This window comes from Actinoplanes sp. ATCC 53533 (assembly GCF_003947245.1).
This window is the reverse complement of record NZ_QHHV01000083.1, coordinates 122,747-137,699: the sequence shown is the minus strand read 5'-3', so window position 1 is coordinate 137,699 and position 14,953 is coordinate 122,747. Positions and strand designations below refer to the sequence as shown.

The window sequence follows — 14,953 nt, the reverse complement described above, 5'->3', positions numbered from 1 at the left end:
TGATCCATCGCCGGGCAGGATTCTGATCGTCTAGTCGGCTCTCGCGCGGCGAGGAAGTTCATGATCAAGATTAGTAGAGTCCTGGCCGGTGTCGTTCTGCTGGCGATGGCTGCGGGATCACTGGTAGCACCCGGCGGTGCGGCGGCGTCCGTCCCGAAACCCCCGACCGCCCTGGGGCTGCTGAACGGGGGAACCCCCGACGCGACCCTCAGCGACCTGGTCGCCACCGGCTCGGTCTCGCCGCTCGGCCCGGCGTTCGACAAGAAGATCCGGTACTACCAGCTCGTCGCCGGCGCCCCTGAGGTGAACCTGGCGCCGACGACGACCAAACCCGCCGCGACGCCGACGATCACGCTCAACGGTGTCACCCAGACGCTGAACCTCGACGAGTCCGCGGACCTCGTGCTCGCCCGTGGCCGCAACGAGGTCGTGGTCACCGTCACCCACCTCACGGCCACGCTCTCCTACCACGTGGCGATGTGGCTCGGCATGGCCCCGGTGCCGACGATCGTGAACATCACGAATCCGGACAGCACGGTGCACGGCGGCAGCCGGACCACGGTGACCGTCCGGGACGGCACGCTTCCCGAGTGGCCGTACTGCTACGGCGCCACCGTCTTCATCGACGGGGAGTCCGCGGGTGACGTCACCGAGATCCTCGACCCGAACAGCGGCCTGACGAGCCTCGTCGTCGAGGTACCGGAGCGCAAGAGCTTCGACGCGGGCGTCTTCGATCTCGCGGTGGAGAACGACTGCGGCGGCAGCGGCAAGGGCCGCGCCACGTCCGCCGGCGCGTTCACCTATGTCGACGAGGTCTCGGTCACCAGCGTGGACGCGCCCGAGAAGCTCACCGCCGGCTCGATCATCACCTTCCACGGCCCGGACCTGACGAACGTGTCCGCCATGCAGTACTGGATCATGAACGACGACCACTCCAAGATCATCGAGCTGGAGGGCGCCGAGTACTGGGCCGGCGAGGACACGGCGCGGACCTACGTCGCGTACGAGCCGCACGACGACGAGCACATCGGGTCCGACGAGCGGACGCTCGTCGTCGGCGCCTGCCCCAAGGAGCGCGAATGGGAGGAGGGCGAGTGCCGGGTCTACTGGCAACAGCAGGTCGACTGGGTCGCGCCGGCGCCGGCGGACGTGTCGTTCACGCCCTCCGCGGGCCCGCTCACCGGTGGCACCAAGATCCGGCTGCGCGGCCGGTTCCTGTACTCCAACTACCCCAAAACCAAGATCAAGGTCGGCGACAAGACGCTGACCGGCTGGCCGAAGACGATCTCCGACGCGATGGAGCACGACGACGACCGTGAGATCTGGACGACGGGCAACGACGTCATCGAGGTCGAGGCCCCGCCGGCGAGCGCGCCCGGCCCGGTGGAGATCACGGTCAGCAGCGAGTACGGCTCCACGATCGCCCGGGGCACGTACACCTACCTGAGCCGGCCCACGATCACCGCCGTGAGCCCGTCCTCGGTCGCGAACAGCGGCGGTTCGGTGCTCACGGTGACCGGGACCGGGTTCGGCACGGCCGGCCAGCCCGCGGTGATCATCGACGGCGTGAAGTCGCCCTTCGTGACGCGGATCAGCGGCACGGAGCTGACCGCCGTCGTTCCCGAGGGGCTTTCCACGGTCGGTGCCGTCGACGTGCAGGTCTCGTCGTCCCAGGGCGCCGGCACCTCGGCCCCGGCCGCGCTGACGCTCATCGCGCCGAACGCGGTGCCGGCCATCGGCACCGCGGCCCCGGCGTCGGCCCGGGCCGGCGAATCGGTCACGCTCTCCGGCAGTGACTTCGGCGCCGCCGGTACGGTCGGCGTCAGCGTGGGCGGGGTCTGGGCCCGGGTCACCGGCTCGACCGCGAGCTCCGTGACGTTCGACGTGCCGGTCGTCGACCCGCCCGGCGCCAAGGAGGTCGTCGTCGGCGCCGTCGGCGGCCGGGCCGCCCAGGCCGCCGGGCTCACGGTGCTGCCCGACGACGCCATCACGAGCGTGGAGCCGGTGTCGGTCCCGTCCTACGCGACCGGCAGCGCCGCCCAGATCACCATCAACGGCTCCGGCTTCGGCAGCACCGGCACGGTCAAGGTCGGTGCCGGCTCCACGGTCGGGTATTCGGCGTCCGGGAACGGCACCGTCATCAGCGACGTGACCGTGCCGACCGGCGTCGCCGGCCTGCTGCCGATCGTGCTCAAACCGAACGGGTCGAGCCAGACGATCAGGGGCGCCGTGCGGGTCACCGGCCCGACGCTCACCTACGTCGGCCCGGACCCGTACAACGAGGACTACATCGACCTCGACCCGGAGGAGGACCCGAGCGGGGTGATCCTGGAGTCACCGACGGCCGGCGGCGTGCCGATGCTCGTGCAGGGCACCGGGTTCGGCTCGTCCGGCACCGTCGAGATCGATTCCACCGTGGTGCCGACCACGTCCTACTCGCCCACCGCGATCACGTTCGTCACCCCGGAGGGGTCCGCGGGTCTCGCCACCCTGACCGTCTCGCCCGGCGGTACGGTGGCCGCGACCCGGGCGTCGGCCCTGCGCTACATCGGCACGGCGATCGTCCGGCCGACCATCACCCAGATCGTCTCCAGCACCGACCTCGGGCACGACAACCGCAACGAGTTCGACCCGAACGCCGACCTGGACAACACGTTCCTGCTCACCGGCACGAACCTGATCGGCACGACCGCGGGCGCCACCCGGGTCCTCGTCGCGCACGAGGAGGACGCCCCGATCACCCTGGTGCCGACGAACGTGACCGCGACGTCGCTGACGTTCAAGGCACCGCGCACCTTCGCCGCCGGCGACTGGAAGAAGGTCACGGTCGTCACCGACCTCGGCAGCGCCTTCTCGACGAGGGGCATCAAGTATCTCGTCGCGGGCGTCAACCTGACCACGACGCCCTCGATCGGATACTGCGGGCGGCAGGACCTGACGACCGGCGGCGTCACGTACTCCCCCGCCCAGATCTCGATCTCCGGCTCCGGTGAGGCGTTCGGCGCCTCGGGCACGGTGACCGTGGGCGGGGTCGCGATCACCCCGGTCAGTTACGCGGACAACGAGGTCGTCCTCGACCTGGCGGATCTCTCCGCCGACCTGCCGTCGCTGTGGGGCAGCACGCCGATCGTGATCACTCCGACCGGCGGCACGCTGCCGGCCCAGGAGATCGTCTTCGACTGCCTGGTCCAGCCGACGGTCACGACCACGGCCGACGGCAGCAACAACCACCTGACGGTGACGGCCGGTACGCCGTACGAGGCGGGCTTCACCGCGACCGGGCTCGTCAGCGGCGACGTGATCGACGTCGAGACGCCCGGCGGCTACGAGTACGTGACGCACGCGGACTACACGGGTTCCGGGTTCGACGAAGCGACGGCCGGCCTGCCGGAAGCCGCGGGCGACTACTGGATCCGGGTCTCGCAGGAGCGCGCCGGCTACGACACCACCCGGTACCGGTGGAGCGAGCCCGCCGTGCCGGTGCGGGTGACACTCACCGGCACTCCGATCACCGTCACACCGACGTCCGTCGGCGGTGCCAGCTTCACCTACAAGGGCCCGCTGGCCGAGACGACCGATTTCACGTACGAGCCGACGCCGTCCGTCCCGGACCCGATCACGAAGGTGTACTGGGAGTACCGGAACTCCACGTGCGAGGACAGCCTCACGCATCCGGAATGGACCGAGGGCCTGCCGGGGGACGTGGCGATGGGCGAGCTCGAATGCGGTGGCAACCCCGCGGAGCCGGCGAGCTGGGACGTGCGGGTGAAGTCGTTCGAGATGAAGACCACCGGCACGGACCGGTCGATCTACTACACGGCCACCCTCCCGGCCGTACGCGTCGAGATCACGCCGCGGGAAGCCACGATCTCGTCGCTCCGCGCCGACCGGGTCTATGACGGTACGACCACCGCCGTGCTCGGTGACCCCACCTTCACCGGCGTACTCGACGGCGATGACGTGTTCGTGGACGCGGAGTCCGCCGGCGGCACGTTCGCCACCGCCGTGGTCGGCGTCGACAAGGAGGTCACCCTCGGCTCCGATGTCGAGCTCAGGGGCGCGCACTCGATGAACTACACGCTCACCGATCCGCGGCCGGCCATCGTCGGCACGGTCAGCAGGGCGGACCTGACGCTCGAACTGTCCGCCAGCCGGAAGTCGGCCCTGCTGTCACCGAGCATGCCGGTCACGATCACCGCGACGGTGCTGGACGCGCGCACAGGCCACGCACCGGGCATGGCGGCCGGCGTGCCACTCCCGACCCTGGACTCCGAGAACGACGGCGTCTGCACGTTCGCCAGCGGGACGGCCACCCCGGTCTCCGGCGGTGTCTGCGTGATCAGCGGCGAGGTGCCGGAGTCGGTGAACTACCACGCGGCGCGCGCCGTCTCCGACCCGGAGAGCCTGGTGGAGCACGTCCGGTTCGACGTCCTCGGCAGCGAGCCGACGATCACGGTGATCGCCGACGACCTGACCATCGTCAGCGGCGACAGCCTCGAACCGACGATCCAGGTCACCGGCCTGCTCGGCGAGGACACCGTGACCGAGGTGCAGTTCGAGTACGTGCAGGACGGCGTCACCGTCGCCTCGCCGACCGACCCCGGGACCTACCGCATGGTGCCGAAGCAGGGCACGCTCACCGCGGAGGATCCCGGCTTCTACGAGAACCCGTCGGCGTTCCGGTACGTCGAGGGCACGCTGGTGATCACGCAGGAACCGCCGGTCATCATCAGCATCTCGCCGTCGTCCGGCTACGTCACCGGCGGCACCCCGATCACGATCACCGGCGAGCGGCTGGACACGGTCCGGTCGGTGCGCATCGGCGACAACACGCTGCGGACGCCGGACTTCGACGTCAACGACGCCGGCACCCGGCTGACCTTCGGGACGCCCGCCGTCGCCGAGCCGATGATCGTGACGATCGCGCTCACCGCCGGCAACGTCGAGGCCGTCGAGTCGTACAGCTACGTCGAGGATCCGAACCCGCCGTCGCCGTCTCCGTCGCCGTCGCCGTCGCCGTCGTCATCCTCGCCGTCACCGTCGCCGTCGCCCTCGCCGAGCGCGTCGTCCTCCGCGCCGGTGGTGCCGTTGCCGTTGCCGAGCGCGTCGTCGTCGCCGACCGCGTCACCGTCCGCGTCGCCCTCCGCGTCGCCGTCCGCGTCGCCGTCGGTACCGGTCTCGCCGTCGCCTACCCCGGCGCCGTCGTCCACCCCGGCGCCCACCCCGACCCCGGCCCCGACCCCGTCGCCCAGCAAGCCGACGGTCCCGACGGCACCGGTGCGGCTGAACCTGAACCTCCAGCTCGCGGTGGACGCGCCGCTGGTGGGTGCGACGGCGAAGCTGTCCGGCGGCGGCCTGCGGCCGGCCTCGGACTACGTGCTGACGATGAGGTCGGACCCGGTCGTCGTCGCGAGCGGCAAGACGAACAGCCTGGGCAACTTCAGCGCCACGATCACGATGCCGGGTAAGGCGTGCGTGCGGGGTGGCCTGCACCAGCTCATCCTGACCGGCGTCACGCCGAGCGGCGCGACGGTGCAGGACTCGAACTGGATCGTGCTGGACGACACGTGTTCGGTGAAGACCGTCGCCGGGAAGAAGCCGGTGAAGAACTCGCTGACGCTGCGGACGTTCATCTTCCCGTACCAGTCGGCGAGGCTGGAGCCGAGGTCCAAGCGCGTTCTTCGGGGCCTGACGAAGTCGCTCAACGACGCGAAGTCCATCCAGATCACGGGCTACACGCAGACGGAGCGGAAGTCGAAGGCCGCGGTGCGGGCGAACAAGCTGCTCGCGATGCGGCGGGCGATCGCGGTACGCACCTACCTGCGCCTGCAGGGAGTGCGCGGACGAATCACCGTCGTGGGCGCCGGCGGGGTGAACCCGATCAAGGGCAGGAAGCAGAAGTACAACCGCCGGGTGGTGATCACGGTCCGCTACTGATCGTCACCGCGCCGCCCCGGCGCAGCTCGGCCAACGCCCCGTCCGCACCGGACGGGGCGTTGCCATGCGCCGGACGGCCTGGACGCCCATGGACGCACCGGAATCCACCACGCCGCGCTGACCGCCCGCCACAGCCCGGTGCGGCCCCACCAGGCCGGGATCGGTTGCGGAGCGCCCGGCCGCGCCGAGGATCAGCAGCCGACCCGCCGGGATGACAACGCGATGTCGTCGATCCAGAGGTCGAAGCCCGCGGGCGCGGTGCCGCCCTGGTAGAGCTGCCAACCGATCTTGACGGTGTCGACCGCGGGCAGGATGAACGGGACCTGGTTGCCGCCGTGCGCCTGCTCGCTCGCCGTCAGGGTGACATCGCCGTCGAACCAGGTGGTCACGGAGTTCGTCACCGGATCGAGCCGCCATTCGACACACTGCCAGGCGCCCGCGGTGGCCGGGGCCGACTCCGTCCAGGCGGTCCAGTCGCCGGTGGGGCCGCCGTCGGCGCCGATGCCCCAGAGTGCCCGGCGCACGGTCGGGACGTACTGGCCGCCCACCGGGCGCACCACTTCGGCGCTGCCGGCGCCCGTCGCCTCGACGAGGGTGAAGTGCGCCCAGTCGGGCGCCGTCGGGAAGGCGGCGACGCGCAGCCGCATCCGGCCGTAGAAACCGCCCGGGGGTACGGCGAGATCGTCGACGCGCAGGAAGGCACGCCCGTTGTCGAGGGTGCGTACGTGCAGGACCTTGCCGCCCCGGCCCGCCGCTGGGCGTTCGACGGTGAGCGTGCCGTTGCGGGTGTCGATACCCCAGTCGAGGCTGCTGGCGCCGCCGAGGGGCAGCCGGTCGAAGTTCTCGCAGAACAGCACGCCGGGCCTCGCGCACTCCCGGGCGCTCGCACCGCCCGCCGCGACGGCGGCACCGCCACCGGCGAGCAGGCACAGGGTCAGCGCGGACACGGCGGTCAGCAGGCCGATGGGCTTCAATCCGGTTCTCCTCAGGTCAGCATGGGAGCGCTCCCAGAATCGTACATCATCTATGTCTTGACCATTGAGCTTTGACGATCATGATAGTGATACTTTTCCGCCCGACGATGAACGAGCCCGTCGCGGCGAGGAGGCGATTCCGATCGGCCCGCTGACACCGCTCGCCCCGCCGCAGCCGGCCACGGGCGCACCGGAGCCCACCAGGGACGCGCTGATCGCCTGCGAGAGCCTGGTGCGGATCTACCAGACCGGGTCGGTCGAGGTGCAGGCGCTGCAGGGGCTGGACCTGATCGTCGACCGCGGCGAGATGGTCGCCGTCGTCGGGGCCTCCGGGTCGGGCAAGTCGACGCTGCTGTCCATCCTGGCCGGCATCGACGTGCCGACCGCTGGGCGGGCCCGCGTCGACCGGTGGGACCTGCTGGCGATGTCGCGCGCCGACCACGTGCACTACCGCCGGCACACGGTGGGATTTCTGCGCCAGCAGACGGCCAGCAACCTCGTACCGTATCTGACCGCGCGGCAGATGATCGACCTGCCGATGACGATGGCCCGCACGCCGGCCCGCGCCCGCCGGGCCCGCACCACCGAGCTGCTGGGCGCCCTCGGCATCGCCGACTGCGCCGACCGGCGTCCCGCGCAGCTCTCCGGCGGGCAGCAGATGCGGGTGGCGATCGCGGTGGCCCTGGCCAACCAGCCCCGCGTCCTGCTGGCCGACGAGCCGACCGGCGAGCTGGACACCACCACCTCCGCCGAGGTCTTCGCCGCCCTGCGCGATCTCAACCAGCGGCTGGGGGTGACCATCGTCGTGGTCACCCACGATCCCGGCGTCAGCGGCCAGGTGGCGCGGACCGTGGCGATCCGGGACGGCCGCACCAGCACCGAGGTGCTGCGCCGCACCGCCACCGGCGCCGACGGCGGCACGCACGTGATCGCCGAGGAGTACGCCGTGATGGACCGGGCCGGCCGGGTCCAGATACCCCGCGACTACCGCGAGGCCCTCGCGCTGACCAGGCGGGTGCGGCTGGCGCTGGAGGACGGCCACGTGGCGATCCGCCCCGACCTCGGGGAACGCCGGTGAGCGCCGGGCCGCTGCTCGCGGTGCGGGGTGTCCACCGGAGCTTCGGCGCCGGGCCGACCGCGGTGCACGCGCTGCGGGACGTGTCGTTCGACGTCGCCGCCGGCACCATGGTCGCCCTGGTCGGCCGGTCGGGCTCCGGCAAGACCACGCTGCTCAACATCATCGGCGGCCTGGACCGCCCGGACGCCGGCGGCGTCGTGGTCGACGGCACCGAGGTGAGCGCGCTCGACGAGGACGGCCTGTCCCGGCTGCGGCGCGAGAAGGTCGCCTACGTGTTCCAGACGTTCGGGTTGATCCCGGTGCTGTCGGCCGCGGAGAACGTCGGTGCCCCGCTCCGGCTGGCCCGCGTCGCGGCCCGGGAGCGCGAGCGCCGGGTCGCGCTGCTGCTCGACCAGGTGGGCCTGGCCGGGCACGCCGAGCAGCGGCCGGGCGAGCTGTCCGGCGGCCAGCAGCAGCGGGTGGCGATCGCCCGGGCGCTGGCCGCCTCCCCCCGCCTGCTGATCGCCGACGAGCCGACCGGGCAGCTGGACGCCGAGACGGGCCTGTCGGTGATGGCGCTGCTGCGCGCGGTGGTGGAGTCCGAGGGCGTGACGGCGCTGGTGTCCACGCACGACCCGGTGATGATGGCGCTGGCCGACCGGGTGATCCGGATCAATGACGGACGGCTGGACGGGCCGGAAGCCGCGTGACCGTCCGGAGCCGCCCGTGCTGATGTTCCTGGCCCGCCGCGGGCGCGCGCAGTGGCCGCTGCTGACCGCGCTGCTGGCGGTCGTCATGCTCGGCGCCACCCTGCTCGGCACCTGCGCCCTGCTCGTCACCCGCACCGCCGGGCAGTCCCTGGAGGCCGCCGCCACGCGTGCTGCCCCCGGCGACGTCGAGGTCACCGCGTACACCGTCGCCGTGCGCGGCCCGGACGCGCGGCCGGTCGCCGACGACACCCGCCGCCTGCTGAGCTCGGTGCTCGCCCCGTTCGCCGCGACCACGGCCGCGCGGGCGTCCTCCGCCATGCGGCCGCTGCCGGTGCCGCGGGCCGGCGGCGACGAGGTTCCCGCGGTGAGCTATCTGTCGGGGGTGGAGGAGTTGTCCACCCGCGCCGAGCTGACGGCCGGACGGTGGCCGCGGGCCGGCGGCGCCCCGTCACCGGCAGCACCATCACCTACAGCACCGTCACCGGCAGCACCGCCGTTGGAAGGCGTCGTGCTGGAGCCGACCGCCCGGCTGCTCGACCTGCGGCTCGGCGCCCGGGTCCGGCTCGGTGCCGAGCCGGACCCGGCCGGCGCCACCGCGCCGGTCGACGTGACCGTGGTGGGCATCGTGCGCCCGCTGCCCGGCGCCGGCTGGGAGCGCGACCCGCTCGGCGGCGCCGGCTACGACCTCGGCTACCGCGACGACCGCACCTCGCGGCCCGTCCACGCCTACGGGCCGTTCCTCGTCGACCTCACCGACCTGCTCGGCGGCGGATCCGCGATCAGCCGGCTGGAGGTCACCGCCCGTCCCGACCTGTCCCGCCCCGGGCGCCGCGACCTCGACACCGTCGCCGCGGCCGTGCGCGGCGCCGATCGCCGGCTGGCGGCCACCCTGGGCGAGCGGGTGTCCAGCGAACGCGTCGCCTCCCGGCTGCCGCAGACCTTCCGGTCCGCTCGCGACCAGCAACAGGTCACCGCCGCCACCGTGCTCGCCGTCGCCGTGCTCGGCGTCATCCTGACCGCGACGGCCCTGGCCCTGGGCGGCCGGCTCATCGCCGGTACGCGCGCCGTCGAGACCGCCCTGCTGTCCGCGCTGGGCGCCGGGCGCCGCCAGCGCGCCGCCGCCGCGGCGCTGGAGGCCGGCGTCATCACGGTCGTCGCCGCCGCGCTCGCGGTTCCCGCATCGTCCTTGCTGCACTCCGGGCTGACCGGGCTGCCGCCGCTGGCGGGGGCCGGGCTCACCACCGGCCCGGTCGTGACCGGGCTCCAGGTGTGCGCCGTGGCGGTCAGCGCGCTGGCCCTCGCGACGCTGCTCGCCGTCCTCGCGGTGCAGTCCGGTGCGCCGGCCGGCGGCAGCCGGCACCGGCGCGAGCTGCTGGCCCGCTCCGGCGCCGACCTGCTGCTGGTGGCGTTCGCCGGCGTCGGCTGGTGGCAGCTGCGGACCCAGGCCACCGGCTCCGACGTGCGCGCCGACGCCGTCCGGGTGCTCGCCCCCGCGCTGCTGCTCACCGCGGGCGCGGCGCTGGCGCTGCGCCTGGTCCCGCCCGCGCTGCGCGGAGCCGACCGGCTGGCCCGCCGCGCCCGGGGGCTCGCGCTTCCGCTCGCCGCGTTCGAGGCCGCCCGCCGCCCCCAGGCGGTCGCCACCGGGTTGCTCGTCGTGCTGGCGGGTGCGGCCGGCACGTTCGGGGTGGCCTTCGACGCCACCTGGGAGCGCTCGCAGCACGACCAGTCCACGCTGTCCGTCGGCAGCGATCTGGCGCTGACCCTCACCGTCCCCGCAGTCGCCGGGCAGGGCGCCTCGGTCGCCGCAGCCACCGGGGGAACGGTGAGCCCGGCGACCGACCGGGCCGTCGTGGTCGGGCAGTGGCTCGGTGCCGCCGGCGAGGCGCCCCGCCTGGTCGCCGTGGACACCACCCGCGCCGCGGCGTTGCTGCGGGGCCGGCTGGACGGCGGCCGGAGCTGGGCGGGCGTGGGCGCCGCGCTCGCGCCGCCGGCCCGTACCACCGGCGTCGCCGTGCCGGCGGGCGCCGCGGTGGTCCTGACCGGGACGGCGACCGGCGCGGACCCGCTCACCGTGACCCCCCGGCTGCTGATGGAGGACACCACCGGACTGCGGACGACCTGTACGGGGGTGCCCGTCCCGCTCGACGGCAAGGCGCACCGCCTCCCCGGCTGCGCGACGGCGGCGGGGCAGCGACTTGTCGCCGTGTCGCTCCCGATCGGGGCCGACCCGGGCGGCGCCGGATCCGGCTACGCGGAGCCCGGACCGCCCAGCCGGGTCGCTGTCACGCTCACCGTGCCCCGGGCACCGGGCGGCCCGGCCCCCGCGACGACCTGGACCGCCCCTCCCCCGCTGCTCGGATCCGGCTTGCTCGGACCGGCGGTCGCCGTCGCCGACAGCCCGGCCGGCGTGCGGCTGAGCATGACGACAGACGTCCAGCTCGTCGGCTCTCAGGACACCGTCCGCACGCTCATCGCCACCGCCTTCCCCGCTCCCGGGCCGGTTCCCGTCGCCGTCTCCGCCCGGTTCGCCGACGAGCTCGGCGCCGGCCGGGGGTCGCGGCTCACTCTCACGGTCGGCAACACCCCCGTACCGGTCACCGTCGCGGAGGTGGTGCCGGCCGTCCCGTCGGCCCCGGGCGCGGTGGCCGCCCTGGCCGACCTCGACACGCTCTCGCGCGCCCTCGTCGTCAACGGCGGCCTGGAGTCCCCGGTGGACGCCTGGTGGGTCGGCCACCCCGCCCGGGCCGACGCCGCGGCTCGCGCCACCGGCCTGCGCCTCGGCACCGTCTCCACCCGTACGGCCGAGGCCGCCCGGCTGACCGCAGGGCCGCTGCGGGCCGGTCTGCCGGCCGCGCTCCGCCTGCTGGTCCCGGCCGCCGTGCTGTTGCTGATCGCCGGCATCGTCCTGCACGTGGCCTGCGATCTGCGGGCGCGGGCCGTCGAGGTGGCGCGGCTGCGGGGCCTGGGGATGACCCGGCGCGAGATCCGCGCCGTGCTGCTCGGCCAGCACGTCGGCGTCCTGCTGCCGCTGCTCACCGCGGGTGCGATCGTCGGCGCGCTCGCCACCTGGTTCGTCGCGCCGCTGCTCGTGCGCTCCGAGACCGGCGCCCTGCCCGTGCCGGCTGCCCTGCCCCGCTGGCCGTGGGCCGCCGAGGGCGGCCTGCTGTTCGTGCTGCTGGCCGGCTGCGTGCTCACGATCGCCGCCGTCGTCACCGTCCAGGCCCGCCGGGCGGACGCCGCGCACCTGCGGGTGAACTCGTGAGGGTGCCCCGGCCACGGCTGCCGGCCCTGCACTGGCCCAGCGTCCGCGGCCGGGCCCGCGCCGACGCCCTGCCCCTGCTGCTGGGTGGCGCCGTCGTCGCGTTCGTCACGCTGCTGACGGGTGTCGTGCCGCCGCTGCTGAGCGCGACGGCCGCCGACGCGGTACGGGCCGCGGTGCGCCACGCCGGCGACGACGCCGACCTCCGGGCCCGGGCCGACTGGGAGTACGACAACGGGCCCATGGGCGGCCGCGTCCGCGCCCCCTACCTCGCCGAGGACGTCCGGGACTTCCGCGACCGGGCCGGCGACGATCTCGGCCCGGAGCTGCGGGCGTCGCTGCTTCCGGCGGTCGCCGAGGTCAGCAGCCCCGTCCTCAAGATCACTGACGGCAGCGTGCTCCGCACCTTTCAGCTCACCTACCTCGCCGGCGACGTCCCCGGCGGGCCGCAGGTGACGTGGCTCGCGGGTGGCCCCCCACGGTCCGCGGTGCCCGAGGCGGACAGCGCCATCGAGGTGGTCGACAACCGGTCGCCGTGGCCGGTGCAGGTCGGACTGTCCGAGGCGGACGCTAGCGCCCTGCGGGTGCGCCCCGGCGCCCGCATACCGGTCGCGGACGATCGGGGAAATGTCAAGAACATCCAGGTCAGCGGCGTCTTCCGGGCCGCCGACAGCGCCGATCCCGGCTGGCGGCGCGCGCCCTGGCTGCTGCGGCCGGTCTCCGGGGCGGACGGCGCGGGCACCACCCGGCTCGGCGGCCTGCTGTCGGCGGAGTCCCTGCCCGACGCCCGGCTCGCCTTCGAGCAGGACCAGCTCCAGCGCGTGGTCTGGTTCAGTCCCGACCCCGAGGTGCTCACCGGGGAGTCGGCCCTGAGCCTCACCGCCGCCGTCGTCGCCCGCAAGGCCTCGTCCGGCTCCTCCGGCAGCCGGGACACCTCCCTGAAGTGGGAGACCCAGCTCGACACCGTGCTGCGCGACGTCCGGGCGCAGGTCGGCGCCGCGTCCGGGCAGGCGTCGGTCCTGCTCGCCGGCGTGCTGGTCACCGCGGTCCTGACCCTGCTGCTCGCCGCGGACCTGCTGGTCCGCCGCCGCACCCCGGCGCTGATCGCCGCCCGGCAACGGGGAGCGGCCCTGCCCGACCTCGGCGCCGAGCTGCTGCTCGAATCGACGGCGGTGGCGCTGGCATCCGCCGCGGCCGGGTTCGCCCTGGCCGCGGCGATCACGCCGGGCGTCTCCTGGCGGTGGGCGCTGCCCGTGGTCCTGGCCGGGGCCGCGGCGGGGCCGTTCTTGGGTACGCTCACCGCCGCCCGGGCCACCCGGGCCCGGCGCATCCCCGCCAACCGGAGCGCCCGCCGCCTGGCCAGCCGCACCGGGCGGCTCCGGCGCGCCACCGTGGAGTCGGCGGTCCTGGTCGCCGCGGCCGGGGCCCTCGTCGCGCTGCACCAGCGCGGCATCCTCCCCGTCGACGCCCCCGGCGTGGGGCCGGGCCAGGATGGCGGGTCGGCGCTGCCGGCGAGCGCACCCACCCTCGGCGTCCTCGCCGGGACGCTGATCCTGCTGCGGCTGCTGCCCGCCGGCAACCGCCTGGTGCTGCGCCGGGCCCTGCGCTCGCGCCGCCCGCTGGCGGTGTTCGGCGCCGCCCGGGCGGCCGCGACATCGGCGCGGATGCTGCCGCTGCTGGTCCTGGTGACGTCGGCCGCGCTGGCATCGTTCGCGCTCACCCTGCACACGACCGGCGCCGAGGGTCTCGCCGACGGGGCGTGGCGCACCGTCGGCGCCGACGCCCGCCTCGACATCCCCGCCGAATCCGCCGCCTCCACGCCCGCGGTCGCCGCCCGCGTCGCCGCCGCCCCGGGGGTCCGGCAGGTGGTCACCGCGGAGATCACCGACAGCTCGCGCATCGTCGCCGACTCGACGGTCACCCCCTCGCGGCTGGTCGTCGTGGACGCCGCCGCCCTGCAGCGGCTGCTGGCCGCCACCCCGCTGCCGGACGAGCCGGCACTCGGCCGGCTCGCGGCGAGCCGGAACGGCGACCTCCCCGCGCTGGTGCGTTCCCGCGACGGCAGCCTCCGGCCCGGAATGCGCCTGCAGCTGCTCCGGGAGAACGCCCCGGCAGTCCACCTCACCGCGGTCGGTGTGGCGCCCGTGGTCGGCGACGCGGACGACGTCGTCCTCGTCGACGCCGCCGGCGCCGCCACGGCCGGCCTGCCCGCGGTGCGGAACACGATGTGGGTCACCGGTCCGGGGGCGGAACGCGCCGTCGCCACGAACGCCCTCGCCGCGCACCCCGTACTCCGTTCCGACGTCCTCCGCGAACGTCGTGGTGCGCCGCTGAGCTCGGCGCTGCTGCGGCTGGCCTGGGCCTCCGCCGCCGCGTTGCTGGCGTTGGGGCTGCTCGGCTTCGCCCTCGCCGCCACGGCGGAAGCCCCCGACCGGTGGCAGACCCTGACCCGGCTGCGCACCCTCGGCTTGCGGCCGCGCGACGCCCGCTGGGTGGCCGCGGGTGAGCTGCTGCCCCCGGTCACGGTCGCCGCCGTGGGTGGCCCGCTGCTCGGGATACTGCTCGCCCGCCTGACGCTCGGCCCGCTCGAACTGCGGCTGCTCACCGGGCAGGCGACCGACCCGGCCCTGGTGCTGCCCTGGTGGGCGCTCGGTCTGGTCAGCGCCGTGGTGCTGGCGACGGTCCCGGTGCTGGTCGGCCACGAGTCGGCCGTGCGCCGCCGGCAGCGGCTGAGCGACGTCCTCCGGGTCGGCGGGTGAGCTCCACCGCGGGCCCCGGTGCGGCCCGCCGGCGCGACGGCCGGCGCGACGGCCGGCGCGACCGCGGCCCGGGCCGAGCAGGTGCGCGCGGCAGTCGCGGCGGAGTCGGGCCGGCGACGGGCGCCGATCACGGTCAGCGCCGGGATCGCGCGCGGACCGCTCGACGACCTCACCCACCTGCTCGACCGGCCGACCGGGCCGACCGGGCCGAGTCCGCCGGCCGGAACCGGGTGGAACGCGCGACGCTGCTCAGCCGA

Annotated in this window: 6 protein-coding genes; 5 read left to right on the top strand and 1 reads right to left on the bottom strand. The window is 74.6% G+C overall.

What is annotated here, in order from left to right; genetic code table 11:
- The first annotated feature begins 60 nt into the window (after positions 1 to 60).
- Positions 61 to 5,937, top strand: coding sequence for an IPT/TIG domain-containing protein (locus DMB66_RS26745; protein ID WP_125806861.1), 5,877 nt, complete (start codon positions 61 to 63; stop codon positions 5,935 to 5,937).
- 191 nt (positions 5,938 to 6,128) lie between these two features.
- Here DMB66_RS26745 and DMB66_RS26740 read toward each other — a convergent pair whose 3' ends face one another.
- Positions 6,129 to 6,911, bottom strand: a complete 783-nt coding sequence (locus tag DMB66_RS26740; protein WP_233624852.1) for a hypothetical protein — start codon at positions 6,909 to 6,911, stop codon at positions 6,129 to 6,131.
- Between the two features lie 211 nt (positions 6,912 to 7,122).
- Between DMB66_RS26740 and DMB66_RS26735 the strand changes: the two genes are divergently transcribed.
- From DMB66_RS26735 to DMB66_RS26720, 4 genes are read left to right on the top strand one after another with little or no spacing between them, the layout of a single operon-like run.
- Positions 7,123 to 7,989: an ABC transporter ATP-binding protein gene (locus DMB66_RS26735; protein ID WP_233624859.1), complete on the top strand. Its 867-nt coding sequence runs from the start codon at positions 7,123 to 7,125 to the stop codon at positions 7,987 to 7,989.
- On the top strand, positions 7,986 to 8,678 hold the full coding sequence (locus DMB66_RS26730; protein WP_125806860.1) for an ABC transporter ATP-binding protein: 693 nt from the start codon (positions 7,986 to 7,988) through the stop codon (positions 8,676 to 8,678). Before DMB66_RS26735 ends, DMB66_RS26730 begins: the two co-directional genes overlap by 4 nt.
- 22 nt (positions 8,679 to 8,700) lie before the next feature.
- Positions 8,701 to 11,940: an ABC transporter permease gene (locus DMB66_RS26725; protein ID WP_233624858.1), complete on the top strand. Its 3,240-nt coding sequence runs from the start codon at positions 8,701 to 8,703 to the stop codon at positions 11,938 to 11,940.
- Entirely contained in the window at positions 11,937 to 14,696 is a 2,760-nt protein-coding gene (locus DMB66_RS26720) for an FtsX-like permease family protein (protein WP_125806858.1), read from the top strand. The genes DMB66_RS26725 and DMB66_RS26720 overlap by 4 nt, the downstream gene beginning before the upstream one ends.
- Positions 14,697 to 14,953: the final 257 nt, after the last annotated feature.

Coding starts and splice junctions, on each gene's coding strand:
- DMB66_RS26745 (WP_125806861.1), top strand. CDS start 61: ATGATCAAGATTAGTAGAGTCCTGGCCGGTGTCGTTCTGCTGGCGATG.
- DMB66_RS26725 (WP_233624858.1), top strand. CDS start 8,701: ATGTTCCTGGCCCGCCGCGGGCGCGCGCAGTGGCCGCTGCTGACCGCG.